19 protein-coding genes are annotated in these 23,961 nt (G+C 70.3%); 13 read left to right on the top strand and 6 right to left on the bottom strand.

Annotated elements, in window-relative coordinates; all coding sequences use genetic code 11:
- Nucleotides 1-19 precede the first annotated feature (19 nt).
- Nucleotides 20-376, bottom strand: a complete 357-nt coding sequence (locus AB3X07_RS08060; RefSeq protein WP_369943904.1) for a YgiW/YdeI family stress tolerance OB fold protein — start codon at nt 374-376, stop codon at nt 20-22.
- Between the two features lie 39 nt (nt 377-415).
- Between AB3X07_RS08060 and AB3X07_RS08055 the strand changes: the two genes are divergently transcribed.
- Nucleotides 416-694: a hypothetical protein gene (locus AB3X07_RS08055; protein ID WP_369943903.1), complete on the top strand. Its 279-nt coding sequence runs from the start codon at nt 416-418 to the stop codon at nt 692-694.
- Here AB3X07_RS08055 and AB3X07_RS08050 read toward each other — a convergent pair.
- From AB3X07_RS08050 to AB3X07_RS08040, 3 genes are all read right to left on the bottom strand, one after another.
- A complete protein-coding gene (locus tag AB3X07_RS08050; RefSeq protein WP_369943902.1) occupies nt 691-2,145 on the bottom strand; it encodes an ATP-binding protein in 1,455 nt (484 codons plus the stop codon). The two genes, AB3X07_RS08055 and AB3X07_RS08050, sit on opposite strands and share 4 nt — an antisense overlap.
- Entirely contained in the window at nt 2,142-2,804 is a 663-nt protein-coding gene (locus tag AB3X07_RS08045; RefSeq protein ID WP_369943901.1) for a response regulator transcription factor, read from the bottom strand. Before AB3X07_RS08045 ends, AB3X07_RS08050 begins: the two co-directional genes overlap by 4 nt.
- A gap of 142 nt (nt 2,805-2,946) precedes the next feature.
- Nucleotides 2,947-3,324, bottom strand: a complete 378-nt coding sequence (locus tag AB3X07_RS08040) for a hypothetical protein (RefSeq protein WP_369943900.1) — start codon at nt 3,322-3,324, stop codon at nt 2,947-2,949.
- 137 nt (nt 3,325-3,461) lie between these two features.
- Here AB3X07_RS08040 and AB3X07_RS08035 point away from each other — a divergent pair, with 137 nt between their 5' ends.
- On the top strand, nt 3,462-4,319 hold the full coding sequence (locus AB3X07_RS08035) for a 23S rRNA (adenine(2030)-N(6))-methyltransferase RlmJ (RefSeq protein ID WP_369944695.1): 858 nt from the start codon (nt 3,462-3,464) through the stop codon (nt 4,317-4,319).
- A gap of 48 nt (nt 4,320-4,367) precedes the next feature.
- On the opposite strand, the gene AB3X07_RS08030 is transcribed toward AB3X07_RS08035, so the two are convergent.
- Both AB3X07_RS08030 and AB3X07_RS08025 read right to left on the bottom strand, forming a co-directional pair.
- Nucleotides 4,368-5,336 carry a YwqG family protein gene (locus tag AB3X07_RS08030; protein ID WP_369943899.1) on the bottom strand — a complete coding sequence of 323 codons (969 nt, stop codon included), beginning with the start codon at nt 5,334-5,336 and terminating at the stop codon, nt 4,368-4,370.
- A 44-nt stretch (nt 5,337-5,380) separates the two neighbouring features.
- Nucleotides 5,381-6,304 (bottom strand): cation diffusion facilitator family transporter, encoded by a 924-nt coding sequence (locus AB3X07_RS08025; RefSeq protein ID WP_369943898.1) that lies wholly within the window; start codon nt 6,302-6,304, stop codon nt 5,381-5,383.
- A 116-nt stretch (nt 6,305-6,420) separates the two neighbouring features.
- Between AB3X07_RS08025 and AB3X07_RS08020 the strand changes: the two genes are divergently transcribed.
- The 11 genes from AB3X07_RS08020 to AB3X07_RS07970 all read left to right on the top strand — a co-directional run bounded on the left by AB3X07_RS08020 (nt 6,421) and on the right by AB3X07_RS07970 (nt 23,939).
- Nucleotides 6,421-6,963 (top strand): GNAT family N-acetyltransferase, encoded by a 543-nt coding sequence (locus tag AB3X07_RS08020; RefSeq protein ID WP_369943897.1) that lies wholly within the window; start codon nt 6,421-6,423, stop codon nt 6,961-6,963.
- 210 nt (nt 6,964-7,173) lie between these two features.
- Nucleotides 7,174-10,857, top strand: a complete 3,684-nt coding sequence (mfd, locus tag AB3X07_RS08015) for a transcription-repair coupling factor (RefSeq protein ID WP_369943896.1) — start codon at nt 7,174-7,176, stop codon at nt 10,855-10,857.
- Between the two features lie 367 nt (nt 10,858-11,224).
- Entirely contained in the window at nt 11,225-11,542 is a 318-nt protein-coding gene (locus AB3X07_RS08010) for an STAS domain-containing protein (RefSeq protein WP_369943895.1), read from the top strand.
- Nucleotides 11,543-11,555: 13 nt separating this feature from the next.
- Nucleotides 11,556-13,628 carry a chemotaxis protein CheA gene (locus AB3X07_RS08005; protein WP_369943894.1) on the top strand — a complete coding sequence of 691 codons (2,073 nt, stop codon included), beginning with the start codon at nt 11,556-11,558 and terminating at the stop codon, nt 13,626-13,628.
- 505 nt (nt 13,629-14,133) lie between these two features.
- Nucleotides 14,134-16,086: a methyl-accepting chemotaxis protein gene (locus AB3X07_RS08000; RefSeq protein ID WP_369944693.1), complete on the top strand. Its 1,953-nt coding sequence runs from the start codon at nt 14,134-14,136 to the stop codon at nt 16,084-16,086.
- Nucleotides 16,087-16,157: 71 nt separating this feature from the next.
- Nucleotides 16,158-18,155 (top strand): methyl-accepting chemotaxis protein, encoded by a 1,998-nt coding sequence (locus AB3X07_RS07995; protein ID WP_369943893.1) that lies wholly within the window; start codon nt 16,158-16,160, stop codon nt 18,153-18,155.
- Nucleotides 18,156-18,233: 78 nt separating this feature from the next.
- Entirely contained in the window at nt 18,234-20,153 is a 1,920-nt protein-coding gene (locus AB3X07_RS07990; protein WP_369943892.1) for a HAMP domain-containing methyl-accepting chemotaxis protein, read from the top strand.
- Between the two features lie 9 nt (nt 20,154-20,162).
- On the top strand, nt 20,163-20,696 hold the full coding sequence (locus AB3X07_RS07985) for a chemotaxis protein CheW (protein ID WP_369943891.1): 534 nt from the start codon (nt 20,163-20,165) through the stop codon (nt 20,694-20,696).
- Nucleotides 20,697-20,757: 61 nt separating this feature from the next.
- Entirely contained in the window at nt 20,758-22,011 is a 1,254-nt protein-coding gene (locus tag AB3X07_RS07980) for an EAL domain-containing response regulator (RefSeq protein WP_369943890.1), read from the top strand.
- A 10-nt stretch (nt 22,012-22,021) separates the two neighbouring features.
- On the top strand, nt 22,022-22,828 hold the full coding sequence (locus AB3X07_RS07975; protein ID WP_369944692.1) for a CheR family methyltransferase: 807 nt from the start codon (nt 22,022-22,024) through the stop codon (nt 22,826-22,828).
- A gap of 31 nt (nt 22,829-22,859) precedes the next feature.
- Nucleotides 22,860-23,939: a protein-glutamate methylesterase/protein-glutamine glutaminase gene (locus tag AB3X07_RS07970; RefSeq protein ID WP_369943889.1), complete on the top strand. Its 1,080-nt coding sequence runs from the start codon at nt 22,860-22,862 to the stop codon at nt 23,937-23,939.
- Nucleotides 23,940-23,961: the final 22 nt, after the last annotated feature.

Here is a 23,961-nt window from a genome sequence, read left to right as displayed (position 1 = left end):
GCCACGCCGCGTCCCTGGCTCAGCGCAGGAAGCGCACCTCGTCCACCTCGACTTCGGCGGAGCGGAAGTCCTTGTCGAATTCGCCGACCAGTTCGACCTGCGCCTTGTCGTCGAACGGGCGCCCGGCCGGCAGGCGATGCGCATCGATCTCCACCTTCACGCTGCCGGTCGCGTCGCGGAACGTGTAACGGTCGCCGCCGTCGTGGGAAACGATGTTTCCGCGCAGCACCACCTGCTGCTCGTCCTTGCCCTGGTCCAGCAGCTGCTTGACCGTGGTGAGCGGAACGCTGCTGGGTCCGGTGTACTGCGCGGCGGCCTGGCCCGCGGCGAAGACCGCGGCGGTGGCGATGAGGGCGGAGAGAATGGAAGTACGCATGGGAGGCTCCTATGGGGTGCGATGTCATGGCCGATCGCCATGGACGCCATTGCAGCGCACGAACCTGAAGTGGATCTGATGTCGATTCGGAGGTTAGGGATTGGCAATTGGGGATTGGGGATTCGCAAAGGCGTCCCTGGCGCACGCTGCATCGCCACGTCGTCATGCGTGCTGGTCGCCGATCGCGGTACGTCAGCGCGCACGAACGTGTCGTGCGCCAGGCGCAGCGATCGCCAGCAGGTGCCCGCTCCTGCCCAGCAGGCACGGCGGCATGCCGCGGCGATCGGCGTCGCGCAGGCTCGCACGGCGCCGTTCTAGTCGGGCACCAAAGGCCCGCGCTGCGGCAGGGCGATGCGGACGGTCAAACCGGTGCCTTCGCCGTCGGACGCGAAGCGGAGCTGCCCGCCATGCAGGGCGACGATGCGTTGCACCAGCGACAGGCCGAGTCCGCTGCCCTGCCCCGCGTTGCCGAGTACGCGGAAGAAGCGTTGCGGGAGCCGCGCCAGGTCGGCCGGCGCCACACCGGGACCGTCGTCGCGCACCACCAGGTGCACCGTGGACGGCGTACCGGCGGCGCCATGTTCGGCGCTGGCCTCGATGCGGACCTGTCCGCCGGGCCTGCCATAGCGCACCGCATTGTCGAACAGGTTGCGCAGGACGCTGCGCAGCAACTCGGCGTGCGCCCAGACCGTGTCCACGTCGATGCGCGTATGCAGCGCGATGCGTTTGGCCGCGGCGGCGGCCGCGACATCCGCCAGCGCCGCATCGACCAGCGGCGGCAGCGCCACCGTGGCGCAGGCCAGGCTGCCCGGCCGCTGCGGGTCCAGCCGCGCCAGCATCAGCAGATTGTCCAGCAGCGCCGCGGCGCGGTCCACGTCGCCGCGCAATGTCGCCAGATCCTGGCGCTGAGCGGCCTCCAGCGTCGCCGCGTGCTGGCGCTGCAGCAGCTGGATCTTCATGCGCAGCGCAGCCAGCGGCGTGCGCAGCTCGTGCGCCGCATCGGCGGTGAAGCGGCGCTCGGACTGCAGCGCCTCGCCCAGCCGCGCCAGCACGCTGTTGAGCGCCTGCACGATCGGGCGCAGTTCGTCGGGCTGGCCGGCGGCGGACACCGGGTGCAGTTCCTGCGGCGACTGCCGGCCGATGTCCGCGGCCAAGCGCTCCAGCGGCCGCAGCTGGCGCCGGATCACCCACCAGTTCAGCGCGGCCAGCAGCGCAAGCAACGCCAATGCCGGCCACACCAGGTTCTCGGCCATTTCCTCGAGCAGTTCGGTGCGTTCCTCCAGCGGCTGCGCCACCTGCACGTACAGGTCCTGTGCGGGGGCATGCAGCACGTGCACGCGCCAGTAGCGCTGCGCGTGGCGCACGGTGACGGTCGTATCGTCGTCGCGCACCTGGTGCGGCGCCACGAACGGCTGCCGCGGCACGTCCGGCGAACGGCGCAGCACCGTGCCGTGGCGATCGACGAGCTGGTAGTACAGGCGCACGCGGCCGTCGGCGTCCGCGGCCTTGTCGCCGTCGCCGTCATCCGCGGCCGCTCCCCCGTGCAGCAGACCGGGGCCGAAGGTCGCGAGCAGGCGCGCGCTTTCCTCCAGCGCGTCGTCGAACACGTCGCTGGTCTCGGTCCAGGCCACGCCGACGATGATGCCCAGGCTGACCAGCCAGCACACGATGCTCGATCCCAGGGTGGTGGCGATCAGCCGCCGCCGCAGCGAATGGCGGCCAACCTCCTGCGCGCCGGCGGCCGCCGTCCGCCGCCACGGCCAGTTCACTCGGGCGCCCCCAGGCGATAGCCCTGGCGGCGGAGCGTGACGATCAGGTCGCTGCCCAGCTTCTTGCGCAGGTGCGAGATGTGCACCTCGATCGCGTTGCTCTCCACTTCCTCGCCCCAGCCGTACAGCGCATCCTCCAACTGGGCGCGGCCGACGATATGGCCCTTGCGCGCCATCAGCGCATGCAGCACCGCGTACTCGCGCGCGGTCAGCGCCACCGTTTCGCCGTCGCGGGTGACGCGCTTGGCCACCGGGTCCAGCTGCACCGGGCCGTGCGTCAGCACCACGCTGGGATTGCCGTTGCCGCGGCGCAGCGCCGAGCGGATCCGCGCCGACAGTTCCTCCAGGTCGAACGGCTTGACCAGGTAGTCATCGGCACCCAGATCCAGGCCCTGCACCCGGTCTTCGAGCGCATCGCGGGCGGTGATCAGCAGCACCGGCGTGGTCACCCGCGCGGCGCGCAGCGTGCGCAGCAGCGCGTCGCCATCGAGCCCGGGCAGGCCGCGGTCGAGCAGCACGCAGTGGTAGGGCTGCGCCTGCAGCGCGGCGCGCGCCTCGTCGCCACGGGTCAGCCAGTCGACGGTGTAGCCGTCGAGCTTCAGCCAGGCGCGCAGCGTGTCGCCGAGCGAGGGATCGTCTTCTACCAGCAGGATGCGCATCGGGACAACGTAGCCGACCGGGCTTAAGGGAAGCTGATGGCGGCGACCCTACCGGGTGCGCGGTGGTGGCGGCGCCAAGGCCCGCGCAGGCCCCGGCGGCGATCGCCGCGCCGTGCGGCGCTGCCCGCCCGCGCCGCGCCGATCACGGCTGGGGACCGAACAGCCCCTGCGCCAGCTCGGCATCGGCGACCACCGTGCCGCGCCAGGCGTCCGACTTGAGCAGCATCAGGCTGTCCGCGTTATCCACCATGCCACGGTCCTTGATCGCCACCACCCGCACCACGGTCCCGGCGGCGTAGGTCGCGTCCCGCGGCGGCGCCGCGGCGCCGGCTTCCACGCAGCGCTTCCGGGTACCGCCGGCCCAGAACTGGAGGGTGGAGGTCTCGGTCCGGCATGCCACCAGCGCGAACCCGCGCCGCGCCACCAGCCGGTCGCCCACGCGCACCTGCACGTCGCCGCGCATCGACTGCCAGCGATCGCTGGCGGTCACGCAGCCACCCAGCGTCGCCGCCACCAGCATGACCGCGCACCGCCGGCGCAGGGCGGGCACGACGGCGGCGCGGCGGCGGACGGAGCGGGATCGGCATGGCCACAGGCTAGCATCGCCGGCGCGGCGCCGACATGGCTCCGCGCCGTGGCGCCCCGTACACTGCGCCGATGAACTATCGCCACGCCTACCACGCCGGCAACCATGCCGATGCGCTCAAGCACACCGTGCTGCTCGCGCTGATCGATGCGCTCAAGCGCAAGGACAGCGCGTTCTTCGTGCTCGACACCCACGCCGGACGCGGCCGCTACCTGTTCGCCGCCAGCGAGGCGCGCAAGACCGGCGAAGCCGCGGCCGGGGTGCTCAGGCTGATGGGCCAGCCGACCCTGCCGGAGGTGCTGGAACGCTATCTGCGCGCGGTGCAGGCCGGCAATCCGGTCGGCGCGCTGGTCGCGTATCCGGGCTCGCCGCTACTGGTCGCGCAGGCGCTGCGCGAGCAGGACCGGCTCGTCGCCTGCGAGCTGCAGGCCGAGGAGGCGGCCGAACTGAAGGCGCTGTTCGCCGGCGATCGCCGCGTGCAGGTGCATGCCGGCGACGGCTACGCGGCGATCAAGGCGTTCGTGCCGCCGAAAGCCGGCGCCAGCAAGATCGGCCGCGGCCTGGTGCTGATCGACCCGCCCTACGAGGCGCAGGACGCCGAGTACCCGCTGATCGCCGCGGCCCTGCGCGAAACCCTGACCCGCTGGCCGCAGGCGATGTGCGCGGTGTGGTATCCGATCAAGCAGCGCCGCAGCCTGCAGCCGTTCTTCCGCAAGGCCGCGGCGATGCCGGCCAAGTCGGTGCTGCTGGCCGAGCTGCAGGTGCGTCCCGACGATTCGCCGCTGCGGCTCAACGGCAGCGGCATGCTGCTGCTGAATCTGCCCTGGCAGTTCGAGAAGGTCCTGGCGAGCGCGCTGCCGGCGCTGAAGGCGCACCTGGGCGAGGCCGGCGCGGCGACGCGGGTGGAGTGGCTCAAGCGCGAGGAATGAGACGCCGGGCGGCGCCACGCGCCAGGCCTTGCGCGCGCCCGCGCGAGGTCAGTAGCAATCCCAGTGATAGGCCACGCGGCTGAAATCGCCGCGCCGCAGGTCGTCCGGATCGATGAAGAAATTGGCGATGCCGCTGTCGCCCCACATCATCTCGTCGTCGCTGTCCAACTGCAGCAACAGCACCTGCCGGTCCTGCGGCGCGCGCGGATCCTCCTGGGTGAACTCCGGATAGCCGCCGAGCTTGTGCCCGCTGCGGTTCAACGCGTCGTACAGCGCCTCGTCCACCGTGTCCTGCGGCAGCCCGAGGCGGCCGGCGTAGGCGGCGGCGACGTCGTCCAGCGAGCGGCCCAGCGCCTGCTCGAAATGCACGTCGCTGCTGCCGATGGTCTCCGTACTCACGTTGAACCGCATCGCCCGCGGCTTTGCCGGATCGAACGGCAGGGTATCGGCGGCCGGCAACGGCACCGCGGCCTGGCGCGCCGCCGGCTCGGGCCGCGGCCAGTACACCACGCGGAAATTGCGCTGCACGCTCAGCGCGGCCAGGTCGGCGCGATGGTCGCCGAAATTGGCGCCGTAGAAATCGTCGCCGCCGATGAAGAACTGCAGCAGGCCGTGGTCAGGGTAGCCAGGCAGCGGCGGCATCGCGCCCAGGTCGACCTGCGCCAGCAGCGCCAGCGGCTGGCCGCGCGCATCGCGCGGATACGGCGCGTCCCCGGTCCAGTAAGGCCGCCCGCCGACCTTGCTGGCCAGCCGGTCGTCCTGCGCCATCGGCTGCAGGCTCAGCTGCGCCACCGGCTTGGCGGTGGGGTCCAGGCGCCCGCGGTACGGCGCCAGGACGGCATCGGCCTGCACCGGCGCGGCGGATACGGCGGGGGAGGAGGAGGCGGCCGGCAGCGGCTGCGCCGCCGGCATCGACCGCTTGAGCCACCAACCGCCGCCCAGCACCAGCCCCAGCAGCACGGCGAACAGCGCCAGCGCGATCACGCTGGACAGGACGATGGCATGGGCGGTCTTCATCTGCGGTGCTCGTGGTGGCCAGGCGCTACTCTAGCAACGCGCGCTCAGGCGTCGGCCAGGGGCGCCGACGCCTCGGGCTCGAAGAAACTCCAGCGCACCGTCGGGAACTGCCGCTTCAGATCGCGCTCGATGCGGGTGATGTCGGCCAGCAAGGCCGTGGCGTCGCGCGTCTCGCGCAGCGTCGCCTGCACCGACACCATCACGTCCTCGCCGAGCTGCATCGCGATCAGGTGGATCACCCGCTCGATCTCCGGCCGTGCCTGGAAATACGCGTGCAGTTGCCGCTGCAGCGCCGGATCCACGCTCTGCCCGATCAGCATCGCCTTGATCTCGATCGCCACCAGCACCGCGACCACGATCAGCAGCGCGCCGATGGCGATGGTGCCGAGCGCGTCCCACAGCGGATTGCCGGTCAGCACGGTCAGCAGCACCGCGGCCAGCGCCAGCGCCAGGCCGAGCAGGGCCGCCAGGTCTTCGCCGAAGATCACGATCAGTTCGGCCTGGCGGCTCTCGCGGAACCAGCGCCACAACGAACGCTCGCCGCGCAGCTTGGCGATCTCCTGCAGGCAGGTGCGCAGCGACACGCCCTCGGCCACCAGCGCGAAGCACAGCACCCCCACCGCCCAGCCCCAACTGCTCAGCGGCTCGGGCCGCAGCAGTTTGTGCACGCCCTCGTACACCGAGAACATGCCGCCGATGCAGAACAGCATCACCGCCACCAGGAACGACCAGAAGTAGATCGCGCGGCCGTAGCCCAGCGGGTACTCGGCGCTGGCCGGGCGCTTGGCCTGGCGCATGCCCAGCAGCAACAGCAACTGGTTGCCGCAGTCGGCCAGCGAGTGCACGGTCTCGGCCAGCATCGCGCCCGAGCCGGTGGCCAGCGCCGCCGCGCCCTTGGCCAGGGCGATGGACAGGTTGGCGCCAAGCGCGAAGAAGATGGCGCGCCGCGAATCGCCGCTGCCGGACATGGCCGCTCCCGAATCGAAAACCGGTGCATAGCGTAGGCAAGCGCGGTGAGCGTTGCGTTCACGGCGGCCGTCGCGGGTAATGCGAGAATCCAGGCTTCGTCGAGGATCATCCGGCCATGGCTACCCGCAACCGCATGCCTCCGTGGCATGAAAACTTCACCCTGCCCAGCGGCCGCGAGCTGCTGATCCGGCCGATCCGGCCGGAAGACGGCGCGCCGCTGCAAGGCGCTTTCAGCCTGCTCGGCCCGACCGAGATCCGCGCGCGCTTCCTGCATTCGGTGCAGGAGCTGAGCGAGGACATGGCGCAGCGCCTGACCCACCCCAACCCGAAGACGGAACTGACCCTGGTCGCGGCCGAGCCGCTGCCGCCGGGCGAGGCGGTGGTCGGCGCGGTGGCGCGCGCGGCGATCATCCCCGGCACGCGCGAGGCCGAATACGCGATCCTGGTCAGCAGCTTCGTCGCCGGCCAGGGCCTGGGCCGGCAACTGATGCGCAAGCTGGTCAAGTGGGCGCGGCGCAAGTACCTGGACCGGCTGTACGGCGACGTGGTCGAGAGCAACGTGCCGATGCTGCAACTGGCCGAGTCGCTGGGCTTCCGGCCGATGCCGCACCCGGACACCCCGGGGCTGGTCCGGGTGGTGCTGGAACTGGGCAACTGAGCGAAGGCGACCCGGCGCGGACTGCTCGCGGGCGCTTGCCCACCTGCCTTCCGCCACGCACCTCGTTCGGGCGCGCAGCGGCGCGGCGGACGCAGCGACCCCATCGACCGCCGCACGGGCGTCCAACCATGCAACGGCCACGCACCTCCGCGCGCGCGACCCATCCCCAATCCCGACTCCCCGATCCCAGCTTGCTAAACTAGCCGGTCCATGGCGCCTCTCTCCTTTCCCGTTCCGCCGCTGCCCAAGTCCGGCCAGCTCCGCGCCTTCTGGCGCGCCCCCGCGTCCTCCACCGCACTGGCCTGGCACATCGCCTGCGCCGCCGCGGCGCATCGCGGGCCGTTGCTGGTGGTCGCGCGCGACAACCAGAGCGCGCACCAGATCGAAGCCGACCTGCACACGCTGCTGGGCGGCGACGCGCGGCTGCCGGTGGTGCCGTTTCCGGACTGGGAAACGCTGCCCTACGACCAGTTCAGCCCGCATCCGGACATCGTCAGCCAGCGCCTGTCGGCGCTGCACCGCCTGCCCACGCTGAGCCAGGGCATCGTGGTGGTGCCGGTGCAGACGCTGATGCAGCGCGTGGCGCCGCTGCGCTACATCGTCGGCGGCAGCTTCGACCTGCGGGTGGGCCAGCGCCTGGATCTGGAGGCGGAAAAGCGCCGCCTGGAGAGCGCCGGCTACCGCAACGTGCCGCAGGTGATGGACCCGGGCGACTTCGCGGTGCGCGGCGGCCTGCTCGACGTGTACCCGATGGGCGCCGACAGCCCGTTGCGGATCGAGATGCTGGACGAGGACATCGACTCGATCCGCGCCTTCGACCCGGAATCGCAGCGCTCGCTCGACCACGTGCAACAGGTGCAGCTGCTGCCGGGGCGCGAGGTGCCGATGGACGATGCCAGCGTGGAGCGCGTGCTGACCGCGCTGCGCGAGCGCTTCGACGTGGACACCCGGCGCAGCGCGCTGTACCAGGACCTGAAGGCGCGGCTGGCGCCGTCGGGCATCGAGTACTACCTGCCGTTGTTCTTCCAGGAAGCGCGCGGCGCCGGCGCCGCCCGCGCGGCCACCGCCACCCTGTTCGATTACCTGGGCGAGTCGGTGCTGCCGCTGCTCGCACCGGGCGTGAGCGCCGCCGCCGACGCGTTCTGGGCGCAGACCCAGAACCGCTACGAGCAACGCCGCCACGACGTGGAACGCCCGCTGCTGGCGCCCGAGGAGTTGTACCAGGCGCCGGACGCGCTGCGCGAAACCCTCAACGGGCTGCCGCGCATCGAAGTGTGGGCCGCCGACCACGCGCGCATCGCCGAGGCGCAGGCGCTGGGCGACCAACCGTTGCCGCCGCTGCCGATCGCCGCGCGCGACGCCGCGCCGGCCGAAGCGCTGAAGGGCTTCCTCGCCCACTACCCGGGGCGCGTGCTGATCGCCGCCGATTCGCCGGGGCGCCGCGAGGCGTTGCTGGAAGTGCTGGCGGCGGCGGACCTGAAGCCCGAGGTGATCCCGAACTTCGCCGCATTCCTCCCTTCTCCCACCGGGAGAAGGTGGCGCGAAGCGCCGGATGAGGGTACGGCGCGCGCGCGGACCTCATCGAAGAAGGCTTCTGCCGCGGCCGCTTCCTCGACAGCCGGACGGGCAGAACTCCCTGGCGGTCGTACCCTCACCCCAACCCCTCTCCCGAAGGGAGAGGGGCTCGACTCCGGCAGTGTCGAGGCTTTGCCGCCTGCATTCGCCATCGCGGTCGCGCCACTGGACGACGGCTTCGCCCTCGACGCACCACGCATCGCGGTGCTCACCGAGCGCCAGCTGTTTCCCGAACGCGCCGGCCAGCCGCGCCGCACGCGCCGTGCCGGGCGCGAGCCGGAAGCGATCATCCGCGACCTCGGCGAGCTGACCGAGGGCGCGCCGATCGTGCACGAGGACCACGGCGTCGGCCGCTACCGCGGACTGATCGTGCTCGACGCCGGCGGCATGCCCGGCGAGTTCCTGGAAATCGAGTACGCCAAGGGCGACCGCCTGTACGTGCCGGTCGCGCAGTTGCACCTGATCAGCCGCTACTCCGGCGCCTCGGCCGAGACCGCGCCGCTGCACTCGCTGGGCGGCGAGCAATGGACCAAGGCCAAGCGCCGCGCCGCCGAGAAGGTGCGCGACGTGGCCGCCGAACTGCTGGAGATCCAGGCGCGCCGGCGCGCCCGCGCCGGCCTGGCGCTGCAGGTGGATCGCGCGATGTACGAGCCGTTCGCCGCCGGCTTCCCGTTCGAGGAAACCGGCGATCAGTTGGCCGCGATCGACGCGACGCTGCGCGACCTGGCCAGCAGCCAGCCGATGGACCGCGTGGTCTGCGGCGACGTCGGCTTCGGCAAGACCGAGGTGGCGGTGCGCGCCGCGTTCGCCGCGGCCAGCGCCGGCAAGCAGGTCGCGGTGCTGGTGCCGACCACGCTGCTGGCCGAACAGCACTACCGCAATTTCCGCGACCGCTTCGCCGACTGGCCGCTGCGGGTGGAGGTGCTGTCGCGCTTCAAGAGCGCCAAGGAGATCAAGGCCGAACTGGAGAAGGTGGCCGAGGGGGGCATCGACGTGATCATCGGCACCCACCGCCTGCTGCAGCCGGACGTGAAGTTCAAGGATCTGGGCCTGGTGGTGGTCGACGAGGAGCAGCGCTTCGGCGTGCGCCAGAAGGAGGCGCTGAAGGCGATGCGCGCCAACGTGCACCTGCTCACCCTCACCGCCACGCCGATCCCGCGCACGCTCAACATGGCCATGGCCGGGCTGCGCGACCTGTCGATCATCGCCACCCCGCCGCCGAACCGGCTGGCGGTGCAGACCTTCGTAACCGCCTGGGACAACGCGCTGCTGCGCGAGGCGTTCCAGCGCGAACTCAGCAGAGGCGGCCAGCTCTACTTCCTGCACAACGACGTGGAAAGCATCGGCCGCATGCAGCGCGAGCTGAGCGAACTGGTGCCGGAGGCGCGCATCGGCATCGCCCACGGGCAGATGCCCGAGCGCGAGTTGGAACGGGTGATGCTGGATTTTCAGAAGCAGCGTTTCAACGTGCTGCTGTCGACCACGATCATCGAATCTGGCATCGACATCCCCAACGCCAACACCATCGTCATCAACCGCGCCGACCGCTTCGGCCTGGCCCAGTTGCACCAGTTGCGCGGTCGCGTCGGCCGCTCGCACCACCGCGCCTACGCCTACCTGCTGGTGCCGGACCGGCGCAGCATCACCCCGGATGCGCAGAAACGGCTGGACGCGATCGCCTCGATGGACGAACTCGGTGCCGGCTTCACCCTGGCCACGCACGACCTGGAGATCCGCGGCGCCGGCGAACTGCTCGGCGAGGACCAGAGCGGACAGATGGCCGAGGTCGGCTTCAGCCTGTACACCGAACTGCTGGAGCGCGCGGTGCGCAGCATCCGCCAGGGCAAGCTGCCGGACCTGGACGCCGGCGAGGAAGCGCGCGGCGCCGAAGTGGAACTGCACGTGCCGGCGCTGATCCCGGACGACTACCTGCCCGACGTGCACACCCGCCTGACCCTGTACAAGCGCATCTCCAGCGCGCGCGACACCGAGGCCCTGCGCGAACTGCAGGTGGAGATGATCGACCGCTTCGGCCTGCTGCCGGATCCGGTGAAGCACCTGTTCGCGATCGCCGAACTGAAGCTGCAGGCCAACACGCTGGGCGTGCGCAAGCTGGAACTGGGCGAGCTCGGCGGCCGCATCGTGTTCGAGGCCAAGCCCAACGTCGATCCGATGACCATCATCCAGATGATCCAGAAGCAGCCCAAGCTGTACGCGATGGACGGCCCGGACAAGCTGAAGGTGAAGCTGCCGCTGCCCGAGGCCGCGGATCGCTTCAACGCCGCGCGCGGCCTGCTCGCGGCGCTGTCGCCGCGCTGAGCCGACAGCACCGGCGCGCCCGCGATGGGCGCGCCGCGCGCCGACTTCCTGGCGCGCCTCCTCCTCCATGTGAAGAACGACGGCCGTTTTTCCGGCCGTTTTTCGTTGCGCCGCAGCAGCGGCGTATTGGCATGGCGCATGCATTGGGTTCCTCGCCAGGCAGCGACGCCAAGGCCATCTGGAATGCATTTCCGGTTCTGCATCTGAACCGCTCATCCATGTCAAGGCTTAGCGAGACAAATGTGGCATTCGGCCTAAATATTCCCGAAAGGCGCCGATATCTGCTTACACCGCCATCTGCACGCCGTCTTCACATCGTGCCGCGGCCGCTCTTTCGCCGTTCTACCGCTCGCTTCGGAGACACGCCATGCACTCGACCTCGCCGGACTCCCCGCCTCCTCCGCTGCAACTGAGCCTGGAAGGCGACATGACCATTCGCCGCGCCGGCGAACTGAAGCCGTTGCTGCTGCCGGCGCTGGAGCATCCGGGTGGCCTGCACCTGCAGCTGCAAGCGGTGACCGAAATCGACGCCACCGGCGTGCAGCTGTTGCTGGCCACGCAGGCCGCGTTGCGCGCGCTGGGGCGTCCGTTCCAGCTCGACGGTTGCAGCGCGCCGGTCAACGACGCACTCGATCTGCTTGGCCTGCGCGACACGCTCGCGTGCGCCAACGCCACCTTCCACTGATCGGCACCCGCCCATGAATCTCGCCCAATTGCTGCAGACCTTCATCGCCGAGAGCCGCGACCTGCTCGAGGACATGGAACGCAACCTGCTGGAGGCCGAACGCGGCGAAGCCGGTCCCGACGCGGTCAACGCCATCTTCCGCGCCGCGCACACCATCAAGGGCTCCGGCGGCTTGTTCGACCTGGCGCAACTGGTGGGTTTCACCCACGTCGTGGAAAGCGTGCTCGATCTGGTCCGCGACAACACGCTGGCGCTGGACACGGAGCTGATCCAGCTGATGCTGGCCTGCTGCGACCATATCCGTGCGCTGGTGGAAGCGGCGGCCGGCGCCGATGCCGACGAAGCCACCCTGGCCGCCGACGGCGCGCCGCTGCTGGCGCGACTGCAGACCTATCTGCAGCCGGCGGCGGTCCCCGTGGCCACGGTGGCCGCCGCGGCGACGGCCGCCACGGCGCACACCGGCTACTGGCGCATTGCGCTGCAACTGTTCAGCGATGCGCTGCGCTTCGGCAACTCGCCGCTGCACCTGATCCGCTGCCTGCGCAGCCTGGGCACGCTGGAAGCGGTGCGCACCCGCCACGAACGCGTGCCGGCGCTGCCGGAACTGGACCCGGAGGCTTGCTACCTGGGCTTCGACATCCTGCTGCGCTCGGACGCGCAGCAGGCCGCGATCGAGGACATCTTCGAATTCGTCCGCGACGACTGCGAGTTGCACGTCGTCGCGGTGGATCCGCACGGCGATGCCGCCAACCTGGACCTGCCGTTGCTGGTCGCCGAAGCCGGCGGCCACGCGCAGGCCGACGATTTCGCCAACTTCGGCGCGGCCGAACCGGCTGCGGACGCCCCTGCCCTCGCCGCTCCGGCGGCGCCCGCCGCGGCGGCCGCCAAGGCGCCCGCCGCGCGTGCCGAAGGCGGCGCCGCGCGCGCGCAGGAAGGCGGCTCCATCCGCGTCGATGCCGACAAGCTCGACCGCATGATCGACCTGGTCGGCGAACTGATCATCGCCGTCGCCAGCACCGGCGCCAACGCCCAGCGCACCGGCGACGCGCAACTGCTCGAATCCACCTCGATCCTGGCCGGCCTGGTCGAGGAAGTGCGCGAAAGCGCGCTGCAACTGCGCATGGTCAAGATCGGCGGCACCTTCAGCCGTTTCCATCGCGTGGTCCACGACGTGGCGCGCGAACTGGGCAAGGACATCGCCCTGGTGGTCAACGGCGAGGACACCGAACTGGACAAGTCGGTGGTGGAGAAGATCGCCGATCCGCTGACCCACCTGGTGCGCAACGCGATGGACCACGGCATCGAATCGGCCGAGCTGCGCCAGGCGCGCGGCAAGCCGGTGCGCGGCACGGTCCGGCTCAACGCCTTCCACGATTCGGGCAGCATCGTCATCCAGATCAGCGACGACGGTGGCGGCCTCAACCGCGACCGGATCCTGGCCAAGGCGCTGGAACGCGGCCTGATCGAACCCGGCCGCAACCTGTCCGACCGCGACGTGTTCGCGCTGATCTTCGAACCGGGCTTCTCCACCGCCGAGAAGGTCACCAACCTGTCCGGCCGCGGCGTCGGCATGGACGTGGTCAAGCGCAACATCACCGCGCTGCGCGGCAGCGTGGACATCGCCAGCCAGCAGGACGTGGGCACCACCATCTCGGTGCGCCTGCCGCTGACCCTGGCGATCATCAACGGCTTCCAGGTCGGCGTCGGCAAGTCGGTGTTCGTGGTGCCGCTGGACGTGGTCGAGGAATGCGTGGAATTCGCGCCGAACTACCAGAGCGACTACATCGACCTGCGCGGCGGCGTGCTGCCGTTCGTGCGCCTGCGCTCGGTGTTCGGCATCCCCGGCGCGCCGCCGGCGCGCGAGAGCATCGTGGTCATCCGCCAGGGCACGCAGCGCTTCGGCCTGGTCGTGGACACGCTGCTGGGCGAATGGCAGACCGTGATCAAGCCGCTGTCCAAGGTGTTCGCCGGGGTCAAGGGCATCAGCGGCTCCAGCATTCTCGGCAGCGGCGGCGTCGCCCTGATTCTCGACGTGCCCTCGCTGCTGACCCAGGTCGAACCCGCTCCCGATTCGCTGGCGGCCTGATCCCGCCCGCACGCCGGTGCCGCCGCGCACCACATCACGCAAAGCACGCTAGCCAGGAACCGCAGCCATGTCCCACCGCTCACGGATCGCGACCACCTTGTCGACCACGACGGCGCTCGCCGTCGCCCTGCCCGCCGCCGCGACGGCCACCGCGCTGCTGCTGCCGCTGGCGCCCGGCGCCGCGCTGGCGCTGATCGCGGTGGCGACGCTGGCCAGCGCCGCCGCGCTGGGCTGGGCCGTGCGCGCCGCGGCGCGCGCGCTGACCCTGGCCACCACCGGACTGGACGCGCTGGTGCGCGGCGACCTGGACGGCATCGTGCCGGCGCACCTCGCCGCCGACGACGAGGTGAGCCGGCTGTTGCGCACCGCGCAGACCGACCTGCGCCAGTTCCATGCCGACGTCGGCCAGATGTCCGCCGCGCATGCGGCCGGCCACTGCGAGGTGGCGATGGACCTGACGCGTTGGCCAGGCACGCACCGCGACCTGGCCGACAGCATCAACCGCATGGTCGCCGGGCACATCGGCGTCAACAAGCAGGCGATCGACTGCGTGGCCGAGTTCGGCCGCGGCAACTTCGCCGCGCCACTGGCGGCGTTCCCGGGCCAGAAGGCGTTCATCAACGAGGTGGTGGAGCAGGTGCGGCGCAACCTGCTGGGGCTGATCGCGGAGATGCGGCGCATGTCCGAGCAGCACGAGGCCGGCGAGATCGACGCGGTCATCGACAGCGCGCAGTTCCACGGCGACTTCCGCGGCATGGCCGAGGGCATCAACCGCATGGTCGCCGGGCACATCGCGGTCAAGAAGCTGGCGCTGGGCGTGGTCGCCGAGTTCGGCCGCGGCAATTTCGACGCGCCGCTGGCGCCGCTGCCCGGCAAGAAGGCCTTCATCAACGACACCATCGAGCACGTGCGCGGCAACTTCAAGCAGCTGATCGCCGAGATCAACCGAATGTCCGCCGAGCACGACCAGGGCGACATCGACGTGGTCATCGACACCGCGCGGCTGGACGGCGACTTCCGCACGATGGGCGACGGCATCAACCGCATGGTCGCCGCGCACATCGCGGTCAAGAAGCTGGCGCTGGGCGTGGTCGCCGAGTTCGGCCGCGGCAACTTCGATGCGCCGCTGCCGCAACTGCCGGGCAAGAAGGCCTTCATCAACGAGACCGTGGAGCAGGTGCGCGGCAACTTCAAGCAGTTGATCGCCGAGATCAACCGCATGTCCGCCGAGCACGACAGGGGCGACATCGACGTGGTCATCGACACCGCCCGCTTCGACGGCGACTTCGCCACGATGGGCGACGGCATCAACCACATGGTGGCCGCGCACATCGCGGTCAAGAAACTGGCGATGGGCGTGGTGGCCGAGTTCGGCCGCGGCAATTTCGACGCGCCGCTGGCGCAGCTGCCCGGCAAGAAGGCCTTCATCAACGACACCATCGAGCAGGCGCGCGGCAACCTGCGCAGCGTGGGCGACGTGATCCAGGTGATGGGCGCGATCGCCGACGGCGACCTCAGCCGCAAGGTGCAGGGACGCTACGAGGGCGCGTTCGCCGACATGCAGCGCTACGTCAACGCCACCATCGACAAGCTCACCGGCATCGTCAACGAGGTCAACGGCAACGCGACCACGCTGGCCAGCGCGTCGGAGGAACTGTCGGCCACCGCGCAATCGCTGAGCCAGGCGGCCAGCGAGCAGGCCGCCGGGGTCGAGGAAACCAGCGCGTCGCTGGAACAGATGACCGGATCGATCTCGCAGAATTCGGAGAACGCCAAGGTCACCGACGGCATGGCCGCCAAGGCCGCGCGCGAGGCCGCCGAGAGCGGCGACGCGGTGCGCGCCACCGTCGCGGCGATGAAGGAGATCGCCCGCAAGATCGGCATCATCGACGACATCGCCTACCAGACCAACCTGCTGGCGCTGAACGCCGCGATCGAGGCGGCGCGCGCCGGCGAGCACGGCAAGGGCTTTGCGGTGGTCGCCGCGGAGGTGCGCAAGCTGGCCGAGCGCAGCCAGGTCGCCGCGCACGAGATCGGCGAGGTCGCCGGCTCCAGCGTCGAGCTGGCGGAAAGCGCCGGCCGCCTGCTGGTGGAGATGGTGCCCTCGATCCGCCGCACCTCCGACCTGGTGCAGGAGATCAGCGCCGCGTCCGAGGAGCAGACCACCGGCGTCGGCCAGATCAACTGCGCGGTGGTCCAGCTCAGCCAGACCACGCAGCAATCGGCGGCCAACGCTGAAGAATTGGCCGCCACGGCCGAAGAAGTGAGTAGCCAGGCCGAACAGTTGCAGGCGCTCATGAGCTTCTTCCGCACCGGTCCGGTTGCTGCTCCTGTCGCGACGCCGTTGCCGCGCCGCGCGCCGCCTCCGCCCGCGCGGGCGCCGCGCCTGCGCAGCTTCGCCGGCCCGGCCGCCGTCACGGCCACGCGGCTGGACGAAGCCGCGTTCGAAACGTTCTGACCTTCCTCCCGTTCACCCGGAACCGGCCAAGGCATGGCCGCCCCCTTCGACCCATACATAGGTACACCGCCATGTCCAACGCCCTTTCTCTCTCCGCAAAGCTATGGACCGGCGCCTGCGTCGCCATCGCGCTGCCGCTGGCGGCCACCGCCACCGGTCTGACGCTGGCGCTGGCCCCGGGCCAACTGCTGGCGCTGGCCATCGGCGCCGCCGTTCTGGGCGGCGCGGTGCTGGCCTACGTGGTGCACGCGGTCTGCCGTTCGCTGGGCATCGCGCTCACCAGTCTGGCGCGCTTCGCGCGCGGCGATTTCGACGTGGTGATGCCCACGGTGCGCAACGACCAGGCCTGCGAGATCCTGCTGGGCCTACGCCAGGTGCAGGGCAGCGTGCGCCTGGTCAGCAGCGAGATCCAGCGCATGACCGCCGAGCACGACGCCGGCGACATCGACGTGGTCATCGACAGCCAGCGCTTCGACGGCGACTTCCGCGCCATCGCCGACGGCATCAACCGCATGGTCGGTGCGCATATCGCGACCAAGAAGAAGGCTCTGGCCTGCGTGGCCGAGTTCGGTCGCGGCAACTTCCAGGCGCCGCTGGAGGCATTCCCCGGCAAGAAGGCCTTCATCAACGACACCATCGAGCAGGTGCGCCGCAACCTGCTGGGGCTGATCGCGCAGATGAACCACATGTCCGCCGAGCACGACGCCGGCGACATCGACGTGAGCATCGACAGCGTGCGCTTCGACGGCGACTTCCGCAGCATGGCCGACGGCATCAACCGCATGGTCGCCGGCCACATCGCGGTCAAGAAGCAGGCCATGGCCTGCATCGCCGAGTTCGGCCGCGGCAACTTCGACGCGCCGCTGGAGCGCTTCCCGGGCAAGAAGGTCTTCATCAACGACACCATCGAGCAGGTGCGCGCCAACCTGCGCGCGCTGATCCACGACACCAACCTGCTGGTCGAGGCCGCGGCCGCCGGCCGCCTCGACGTGCGCGCCGACGCCCAACTGCATCACGGCGATTTCCGCCGCATCGTGGCCGGCGTCAACCAGACCCTGGACACGGTGATCGCGCCGCTGGACGAAGCGCGCATGGTGCTCAAGGCGATCGAGGACGGCGACCTGACCCGTACCGCCAACGTCGCCTGCCAGGGCCAGCTGAAGGAACTGTGCGACAGCATCAACGCCACCGTCGCGCGCCTGGCGCAGGTGGTCGGCGAGGTCAACGTCAATGCCGAGGCCCTGGCCAGCGCGTCCGAGCAGGTCAGCGCCACCGCGCAGTCGCTGAGCCACGCCGCCAGCGAGCAGGCCGCCGGCGTGGAGGAGACCAGCGCGGCGCTGGAGCAGATGAGCGCTTCGATCGCGCAGAACACCGAGAACGCCAAGGTCACCGACAGCATGGCGGCCAAGGCCGCGCGCGAGGCCAACGAAGGCGGCGAGGCGGTGCGTTCCACGGTGTCGGCGATGAAGCAGATCGCGCAGAAGATCAGCATCATCGACGACATCGCCTACCAGACCAACCTGCTGGCGCTGAACGCGGCGATCGAGGCGGCGCGCGCCGGCGAACACGGCAAGGGCTTCGCCGTGGTCGCCGCGGAAGTGCGCAAGCTGGCCGAGCGCAGCCAGGTCGCCGCGCAGGAGATCGGCGACGTCGCCGGCTCCAGCGTCGAACTGGCCGAGAACGCCGGCAAGCTGCTGGAACAGATGGTGCCGTCGATCCGCCGCACCTCCGACCTGGTGCAGGAGATCACCGCCGCCTCCGAGGAACAGACCTCCGGCGTGAGCCAGATCAATTCGGCGGTCGGCCAGCTCAACCAGACCACCCAGCAGGCCGCGGCCAATTCCGAGGAACTGGCCGCCACCGCCGAGGAAATGAGCGGCCAGGCCGAACAGCTGCAGCAGTTGATGGGCTTCTTCCGCACCAACCACCTGCCGCCGTCGCGCCGGCTGGTCGGCGTGCCGCGCGGCGCCGGCGGCAGGAAGACCGCCGCCCCCGCCCGCGCGCGCGCCTACGGCGAGGCCGGGTTGGCGCTGGTGCAACCGGACGAACATCACTTCGACAGCTTCTGATCCACCGACCGCCGCACCGGCCCGCGCCCTGCGCGGCATCGCCTCCCGCTACCCGAGACCACCTCTATGTTCGGCAACATGAAAATCGCCACCCGCATCGGCCTGGGCTTCGGCCTGGTGCTGCTGCTCATGCTCGGCATGGGCGGCTTCGCCATGCTGCAGATGTCCAGGATCAACGCATCGTCCACCGAGATCGCCGGCAACTGGCTGCCCAGCGTGCGCAGCATCCAGGAGATGAACGCCGGCTTCACCCAGCTGCGCCTGTACGAACTGCAGCACGTCATCACCGAAAAGCCGGCCGAGATGCAGGACTACGACGCGCGCATGCAGCGCACGGTCGACGACTTCGCCAAGACCCGGCAGACCTACGCCAAGCTGATCTCCTCGCCCGAGGAGCGTGCGCTGTACGAGGAATTCTCGGCGAAGTTCGACCGCTACATGGCGTTGCACACGCGCGTGCTCGACCTGTCCCGCACGCTCAAGACCCAGGAGGCGCTGGCGTTGCTCAACGGCGAGCAGCGCGAGATCTATCGCGGCACCGCCGACACCCTGGGCAAACTGGTCGACCTCAACGTCAAGGGCGGCGACGCGGCCAGCGCCGCGGCCGACACGCTGTACGCGTCCTCGCGCACGCTGATCGTGGTGGCGATCGCGATCGCGCTGCTGCTCGGCGTGGCGGTCTCGGTATACATCGTGCGCATCCTCGGCCGGCTGCTGGGCGGCGAGCCGGCCTACGTGGCCGAGATCGCCAACAAGGTGGCGCAGGGCGATCTGGCGCTGGACGTGCGGGTGCGTGGCGACGACAGCGGCAGCGCGCTGTTCGCGATGCGCAGCATGGTCGAGCGGCTCAAGCTGGTCATCGACGGCCAGCGCCGCGTGGTGCAGGCCGCCAACCGCGGCGACTTCTCCGAGCGCGTCGCCCTGGACGGCCTGGCCGGCTTCCAGCGCGAGATGGGCCAGGGCCTGAACGAGATGGTCGGCACCACCGGCGACAGCATCCAGGACGTGGTCCGGGTGATGGGCGCGATGGCCGACGGCGACCTGACCCAGAGCATCGACAAGCCCTACGACGGCGCCTATGCCGAGATGAAGAACTACGTCAACGACACCATCGCGCGGCTGTCGCAGGTGGTCAGCGAGGTCAACGGCAACGCCGAGGCCCTGGCCAGCGCCTCGGAGGAAGTCAGCGCCACCGCGCAGTCGCTGAGCCAGGCGGCCAGCGAACAGGCCGCGGGCGTGGAGGAAACCAGCGCCTCGATCGAGCAGATGACCGCCTCGATCGCGCAGAACACCGAGAACGCCAAGGTCACCGACGGCATGGCCAGCAAGGCCTCCACCCAGGCGCTGGACGGCGGCGAGTCGGTGCGCGCCACCGTGCACGCGATGAAGCAGATCGCGCAGAAGATCAGCATCATCGACGACATCGCCTACCAGACCAACCTGCTGGCGCTGAACGCGGCGATCGAGGCGGCGCGCGCGGGCGAGCACGGCAAGGGCTTCGCCGTGGTCGCCGCGGAAGTGCGCAAGCTGGCCGAGCGCAGCCAGGTGGCCGCGCAGGAGATCGGCGACGTCGCCAGCTCCAGCGTCGAACTGGCCGAGAACGCCGGCAAGCTGCTGGAGCAGATGGTGCCGTCGATCAAGCGCACCTCCGACCTGGTGCAGGAGATCACCGCCGCCTCCGAGGAACAGGCCTCGGGCGTGAGCCAGATCAACGCCGCGGTCGGACAGCTCAACCAGACCACGCAGCAGGCGGCGTCCAATTCCGAGGAACTGGCCGCCACCGCCGAGGAGATGAGCGGCCAGGCCGAGCAACTGCAGCAGCTGATGAGCTTCTTCAAGCTCGCCGGCGCCGCGCCGGTGCGGCGCAGCGCCGCCGCCAGCGCACGCAAGCCGCAGCCGCCGCGCGCCGCCGCGCGCAAGCCGCAGGCGCGTGCGACCGAAAGCCGGCTGGCGCTGGCCGGCGACGCGCTCGACGAAGCGTATTTCGAAACCTTCTGAGGACAGGCCATGACCACTCACGAATCCCCGTCGCCGTCCGCCGGCACCGATCTCGCCCCCGACCAGTTCCTGACCTTCCTGCTCGGCAAGGAAATGTTCGGCGTCGGCATCCTCGGCATCAAGGAAATCATCGAGTACCGCACGCCGACCGACGTGCCGATGATGCCGCCGGCCCTGCGCGGGGTGATCAACCTCCGCGGCGCGGTGGTGCCGGTGGTGGACCTGCAGCAACGCTTCGGCCGCGCCGCCAGCGACGTCACCAAGCGCACCTGCATCGTCATCGTCGAAGTCGCCAACGGCAACGAACGCCAGGTGCTGGGCCTGCTGGTGGACGCGGTCAGCGAAGTGCTGGAGATCGCCGCCGCCGACATCGCGCCCGCCCCCGCCTTCGGCGCCGGCATCCGCCGCGAATTCATCCATGGCATGGGCAAGGTCGGCGAGCGCTTCGTGATCCTGCTCAACGCCGATGCCGCGTTGTCCACTCAGGAGTTCGTGGCGATGGCCGGCATCGCGCCGGACGTCGAGACCAGCGTGGCCGCCTGAGTCACCGCGCGGCGTGGCGCGATGCGCCGCGCCCAGCCCCTGCCCACCGGACGGAATCCGCATGTCGCCCGTACACGAACCCGCCACGCTCAGCCAATTCGGAACGGTCCTGGTCGTCGACGACAGCCAGGTCCAGTGCGAACACGCGCTGGCGCTGTGCCTGCGGCTGGGCGCGGTGGCGGTGGAAGGCGTGCACGACGGCCATGCGGCGCTGGCGCGGGTGGTGCAGGGTCCGCCGCCGGGGCTGCTGATCGTGGACCTGGAAATGCCGGGCATGGACGGCGTGCAGTTGCTCGACGCGCTGGCCCGCTGCGCCGTGCGGGTGCCGATCGTGGTCGCCTCGCAACGCGGCGCGGCGCTGATCGACTCGGTGCTGCAGGTCGGCCGCGCCAATGGCCTGCAGGTGCTGGCCGGGCTGGAAAAGCCGCTGCGCGCGCCCGAACTCGGCCGCGCCCTGCAGGCCAATCCGCCGCCGCTGCCGACCGCGCGCACCGACACCGACCTGGACGGCGGCACCGACGCGGAAATGCTGCGCGAGGCGCTGCGCCGCAACGAGATCGAAGTGGCGTACCAGCCCAAGGTGGACATGCGCAGCGGCCAGGTCAGCGGAGTGGAAGCGCTGGCGCGCTGGCGGCATCCGCAGAACGGGCAGATCGCGCCGGACCGCTTCATCGCCCTGGCCGAACGCGAGGGCCTGATCCACGCGCTGACCGCCAGCGTCGCCGACCAGGCGATGGCGCGGCTGGCGACCTGGAAGCAGTCCGGCTTCCGCCTGACCCTGGCGCTCAACCTGTCGCCGTGCCTGCTGCAGGAGCCGGGACTGCTCGACGAACTGCAAGGCCAGCTGCGGCGCCACGGGCTGGAGCCGGCAGACGTGATCCTGGAGATCACCGAAAGCTCGCTGGTCGAGGCCAGCGCGCTGGGCATGCTGGCGCGGCTGCGGCTGCAGGGCTTCGGGCTGTCGCTGGACGACTACGGCACCGGCTTTTCCTCGCTGCAGCAACTGACCCGCATCCCCTTCACCGAACTGAAGATCGACCGCATCTTCGTGCACGACGCGCACCGCAGCCGCAACCTGCGCACCGTGCTGGAATCGGCGCTGGGCATGGCGCAGCGGCTGGGCCTGACCACCGTCGCCGAAGGCATCGAGACGGTGGAGGACTGGCAGCTGCTGCAGGAACTGGGCTGCGACCTGGGCCAGGGCTATCTGCTGGCGCGGCCGCTGGGGGGCGGCGCGCTGACCACCTGGCTGCTCGAACACCAGGCGCGGCTGCACGAACACGGACCCACTTCGGCGCAAGCGCCGCATCACTGACACGCAGGGCATCATGACCAGCACCGACATCACCGAACAAGAATTCGGCAGGTTCCAACGCTTCATCTTCGACGCCGCCGGCATCACCATTTCCCCGGCCAAGAAGGCGATGCTGTGCGGGCGCCTGGGCAAGCGCCTGAAGGCGCATTCGCTGCAGACCTACACCCAGTACATGAAGCTGCTGGAGAGCCGCGAAGGCAGCGCCGAGGTGCAGACCGCGATCGACCTGCTGACCACCAACGAGACCTACTTCTTCCGCGAACCCAAGCACTTCGACCTGCTGCGCAAGCTGGCCAGCGAGCACAAGGGCAGCGCGCCGTTCCGCATCTGGAGCGCGGCCAGCTCCACCGGCGAGGAGGCCTACAGCATGGCGATGGTGCTGGACGACACGCTGCAGAGCCGCCCCTACGAGGTGGTCGGCACCGACATCAGCACCCGCGTGCTGGCCAAGGCCCGCGCCGGCCACTATCCGCTGCAGCGGATCGAGCACATGCCGCCGGCGCTGCTCAAGCGCTACTGCCTCAAGGGCCGCGGCGAGTACGAGGGCAGCCTGCTGATCGATCGCAAGCTGCGCGACAACGTGCGCTTCCTGCACGCCAACCTCAATGCCTCGCTGCCCAACCTCGGCCAGTTCGACGTGATCTTCCTGCGCAACGTGATGATCTACTTCAACGGCCAGACCAAGCGCGAAGTGGTCGCGCGGGTGCTGTCCACGCTCAAGCGCGGCGGCATCTTCTGCATCGGCCACTCGGAAAGTCTGAACGACGTCAACAACGACGTGGTCCAGGTGGCCCCATCCGTGTACCGCAAACCATGAGCGCCGCCGGCGCCGAGCAAAGGAATCCGCGATGACGACGACGATCAAGGCCATGGTGGTCGACGATTCGGCGGTGGTACGGCAGGTGCTGGTGGCGGTGCTCAACGAGGCACCCGGCATCGAGGTGATCGCCTCGGCCGCCGATCCGCTGCTGGCGATGGACAAGATGCGCCAGCAGTGGCCGGACGTGATCGTGCTCGACGTGGAGATGCCGAAGATGGACGGCATCACCTTCCTGCGCAAGATCATGAGCGAGCGCCCCACGCCGGTGGTGATCTGCTCCACCCTCACCGAGAAAGGCGCGCGGGTGACCATGGACGCACTCGCCGCCGGCGCGGTGGCGGTGGTGACCAAGCCCAAGCTGGGCCTCAAGCAATTCCTCACCGATTCGGCCGAGGAACTGGTGGGCACGGTGCGCAGCGCCGCGCGCGCCAACGTCAAGCGCCTGGCCGCGCGCAGCGCCGCGCCGCCGGTGGAAGCGGAGGTCAAGCACACCGCCGACGTGATCCTGCCGGCGCAGGGCGGGCGCCCGTTGGCGCAGACCACCGAACGGGTGATCGCGATCGGCACCTCCACCGGCGGCACCCAGGCGCTGGAGGAAGTGCTGACCGCGCTGCCGCGGGTCAGCCCCGGCATCGTCATCGTCCAGCACATGCCGGAGAAGTTCACCGCCGCGTTCGCCGCGCGGCTGGACAGCCTGTGCCAGATCGCGGTGAAGGAAGCGGCCAACAACGACCGCGTGGTCCCGGGCCGCGCGCTGATCGCGCCCGGCGGCAAGCACATGCTGTTGCGCCGCAGCGGCGCGCAGTACTTCGTCGAGGTGGTGGACGGGCCGCCGGTGAACCGGCACCGGCCATCGGTGGACGTGCTGTTCCGCTCCGCCGCGCGCGCCGCCGGCGGCAACGCGCTGGGCATCATCATGACCGGCATGGGCGACGACGGCGCGGTCGGCCTGCTGGAGATGCGCCAGGCCGGCGCGCGCACGGTGGCGCAGGACGAACAGAGCAGCGTGGTGTTCGGCATGCCCAAGGAAGCGATCAAGCGCGGCGGCGCGGAGAAGATCCTGCCGCTGGGCGCGATGGCGCGCGAGATCGTGCAGCAGCTGACCTAGGGCTGCGGCCGTTGTAGGAGCG

The organism is Xanthomonas sp. DAR 35659 (assembly GCF_041242975.1).
Taxonomy (GTDB): domain Bacteria; phylum Pseudomonadota; class Gammaproteobacteria; order Xanthomonadales; family Xanthomonadaceae; genus Xanthomonas_A; species Xanthomonas_A medicagonis.
This window is presented reverse-complemented; position numbering and strand designations above follow the sequence as displayed.

Bases quoted from the DNA above. Each gene is read 5' to 3' on its own strand.
- AB3X07_RS08060 (WP_369943904.1), bottom strand. From the start codon at position 376: ATGCGTACTTCCATTCTCTCCGCCCTCATCGCCACCGCCGCGGTCTTC.
- AB3X07_RS08055 (WP_369943903.1), top strand. From the start codon at position 416: ATGGACGCCATTGCAGCGCACGAACCTGAAGTGGATCTGATGTCGATT.
- AB3X07_RS08045 (WP_369943901.1), bottom strand. From the start codon at position 2,804: ATGCGCATCCTGCTGGTAGAAGACGATCCCTCGCTCGGCGACACGCTG.
- AB3X07_RS08040 (WP_369943900.1), bottom strand. From the start codon at position 3,324: ATGCTGGTGGCGGCGACGCTGGGTGGCTGCGTGACCGCCAGCGATCGC.
- AB3X07_RS08035 (WP_369944695.1), top strand. From the start codon at position 3,462: ATGAACTATCGCCACGCCTACCACGCCGGCAACCATGCCGATGCGCTC.
- AB3X07_RS08030 (WP_369943899.1), bottom strand. From the start codon at position 5,336: ATGAAGACCGCCCATGCCATCGTCCTGTCCAGCGTGATCGCGCTGGCG.
- AB3X07_RS08025 (WP_369943898.1), bottom strand. From the start codon at position 6,304: ATGTCCGGCAGCGGCGATTCGCGGCGCGCCATCTTCTTCGCGCTTGGC.
- AB3X07_RS08020 (WP_369943897.1), top strand. From the start codon at position 6,421: ATGGCTACCCGCAACCGCATGCCTCCGTGGCATGAAAACTTCACCCTG.
- mfd (WP_369943896.1), top strand. From the start codon at position 7,174: ATGGCGCCTCTCTCCTTTCCCGTTCCGCCGCTGCCCAAGTCCGGCCAG.
- AB3X07_RS08010 (WP_369943895.1), top strand. From the start codon at position 11,225: ATGCACTCGACCTCGCCGGACTCCCCGCCTCCTCCGCTGCAACTGAGC.
- AB3X07_RS08005 (WP_369943894.1), top strand. From the start codon at position 11,556: ATGAATCTCGCCCAATTGCTGCAGACCTTCATCGCCGAGAGCCGCGAC.
- AB3X07_RS08000 (WP_369944693.1), top strand. From the start codon at position 14,134: ATGGTCGCCGGGCACATCGGCGTCAACAAGCAGGCGATCGACTGCGTG.
- AB3X07_RS07995 (WP_369943893.1), top strand. From the start codon at position 16,158: ATGTCCAACGCCCTTTCTCTCTCCGCAAAGCTATGGACCGGCGCCTGC.
- AB3X07_RS07990 (WP_369943892.1), top strand. From the start codon at position 18,234: ATGAAAATCGCCACCCGCATCGGCCTGGGCTTCGGCCTGGTGCTGCTG.
- AB3X07_RS07985 (WP_369943891.1), top strand. From the start codon at position 20,163: ATGACCACTCACGAATCCCCGTCGCCGTCCGCCGGCACCGATCTCGCC.
- AB3X07_RS07980 (WP_369943890.1), top strand. From the start codon at position 20,758: ATGTCGCCCGTACACGAACCCGCCACGCTCAGCCAATTCGGAACGGTC.
- AB3X07_RS07970 (WP_369943889.1), top strand. From the start codon at position 22,860: ATGACGACGACGATCAAGGCCATGGTGGTCGACGATTCGGCGGTGGTA.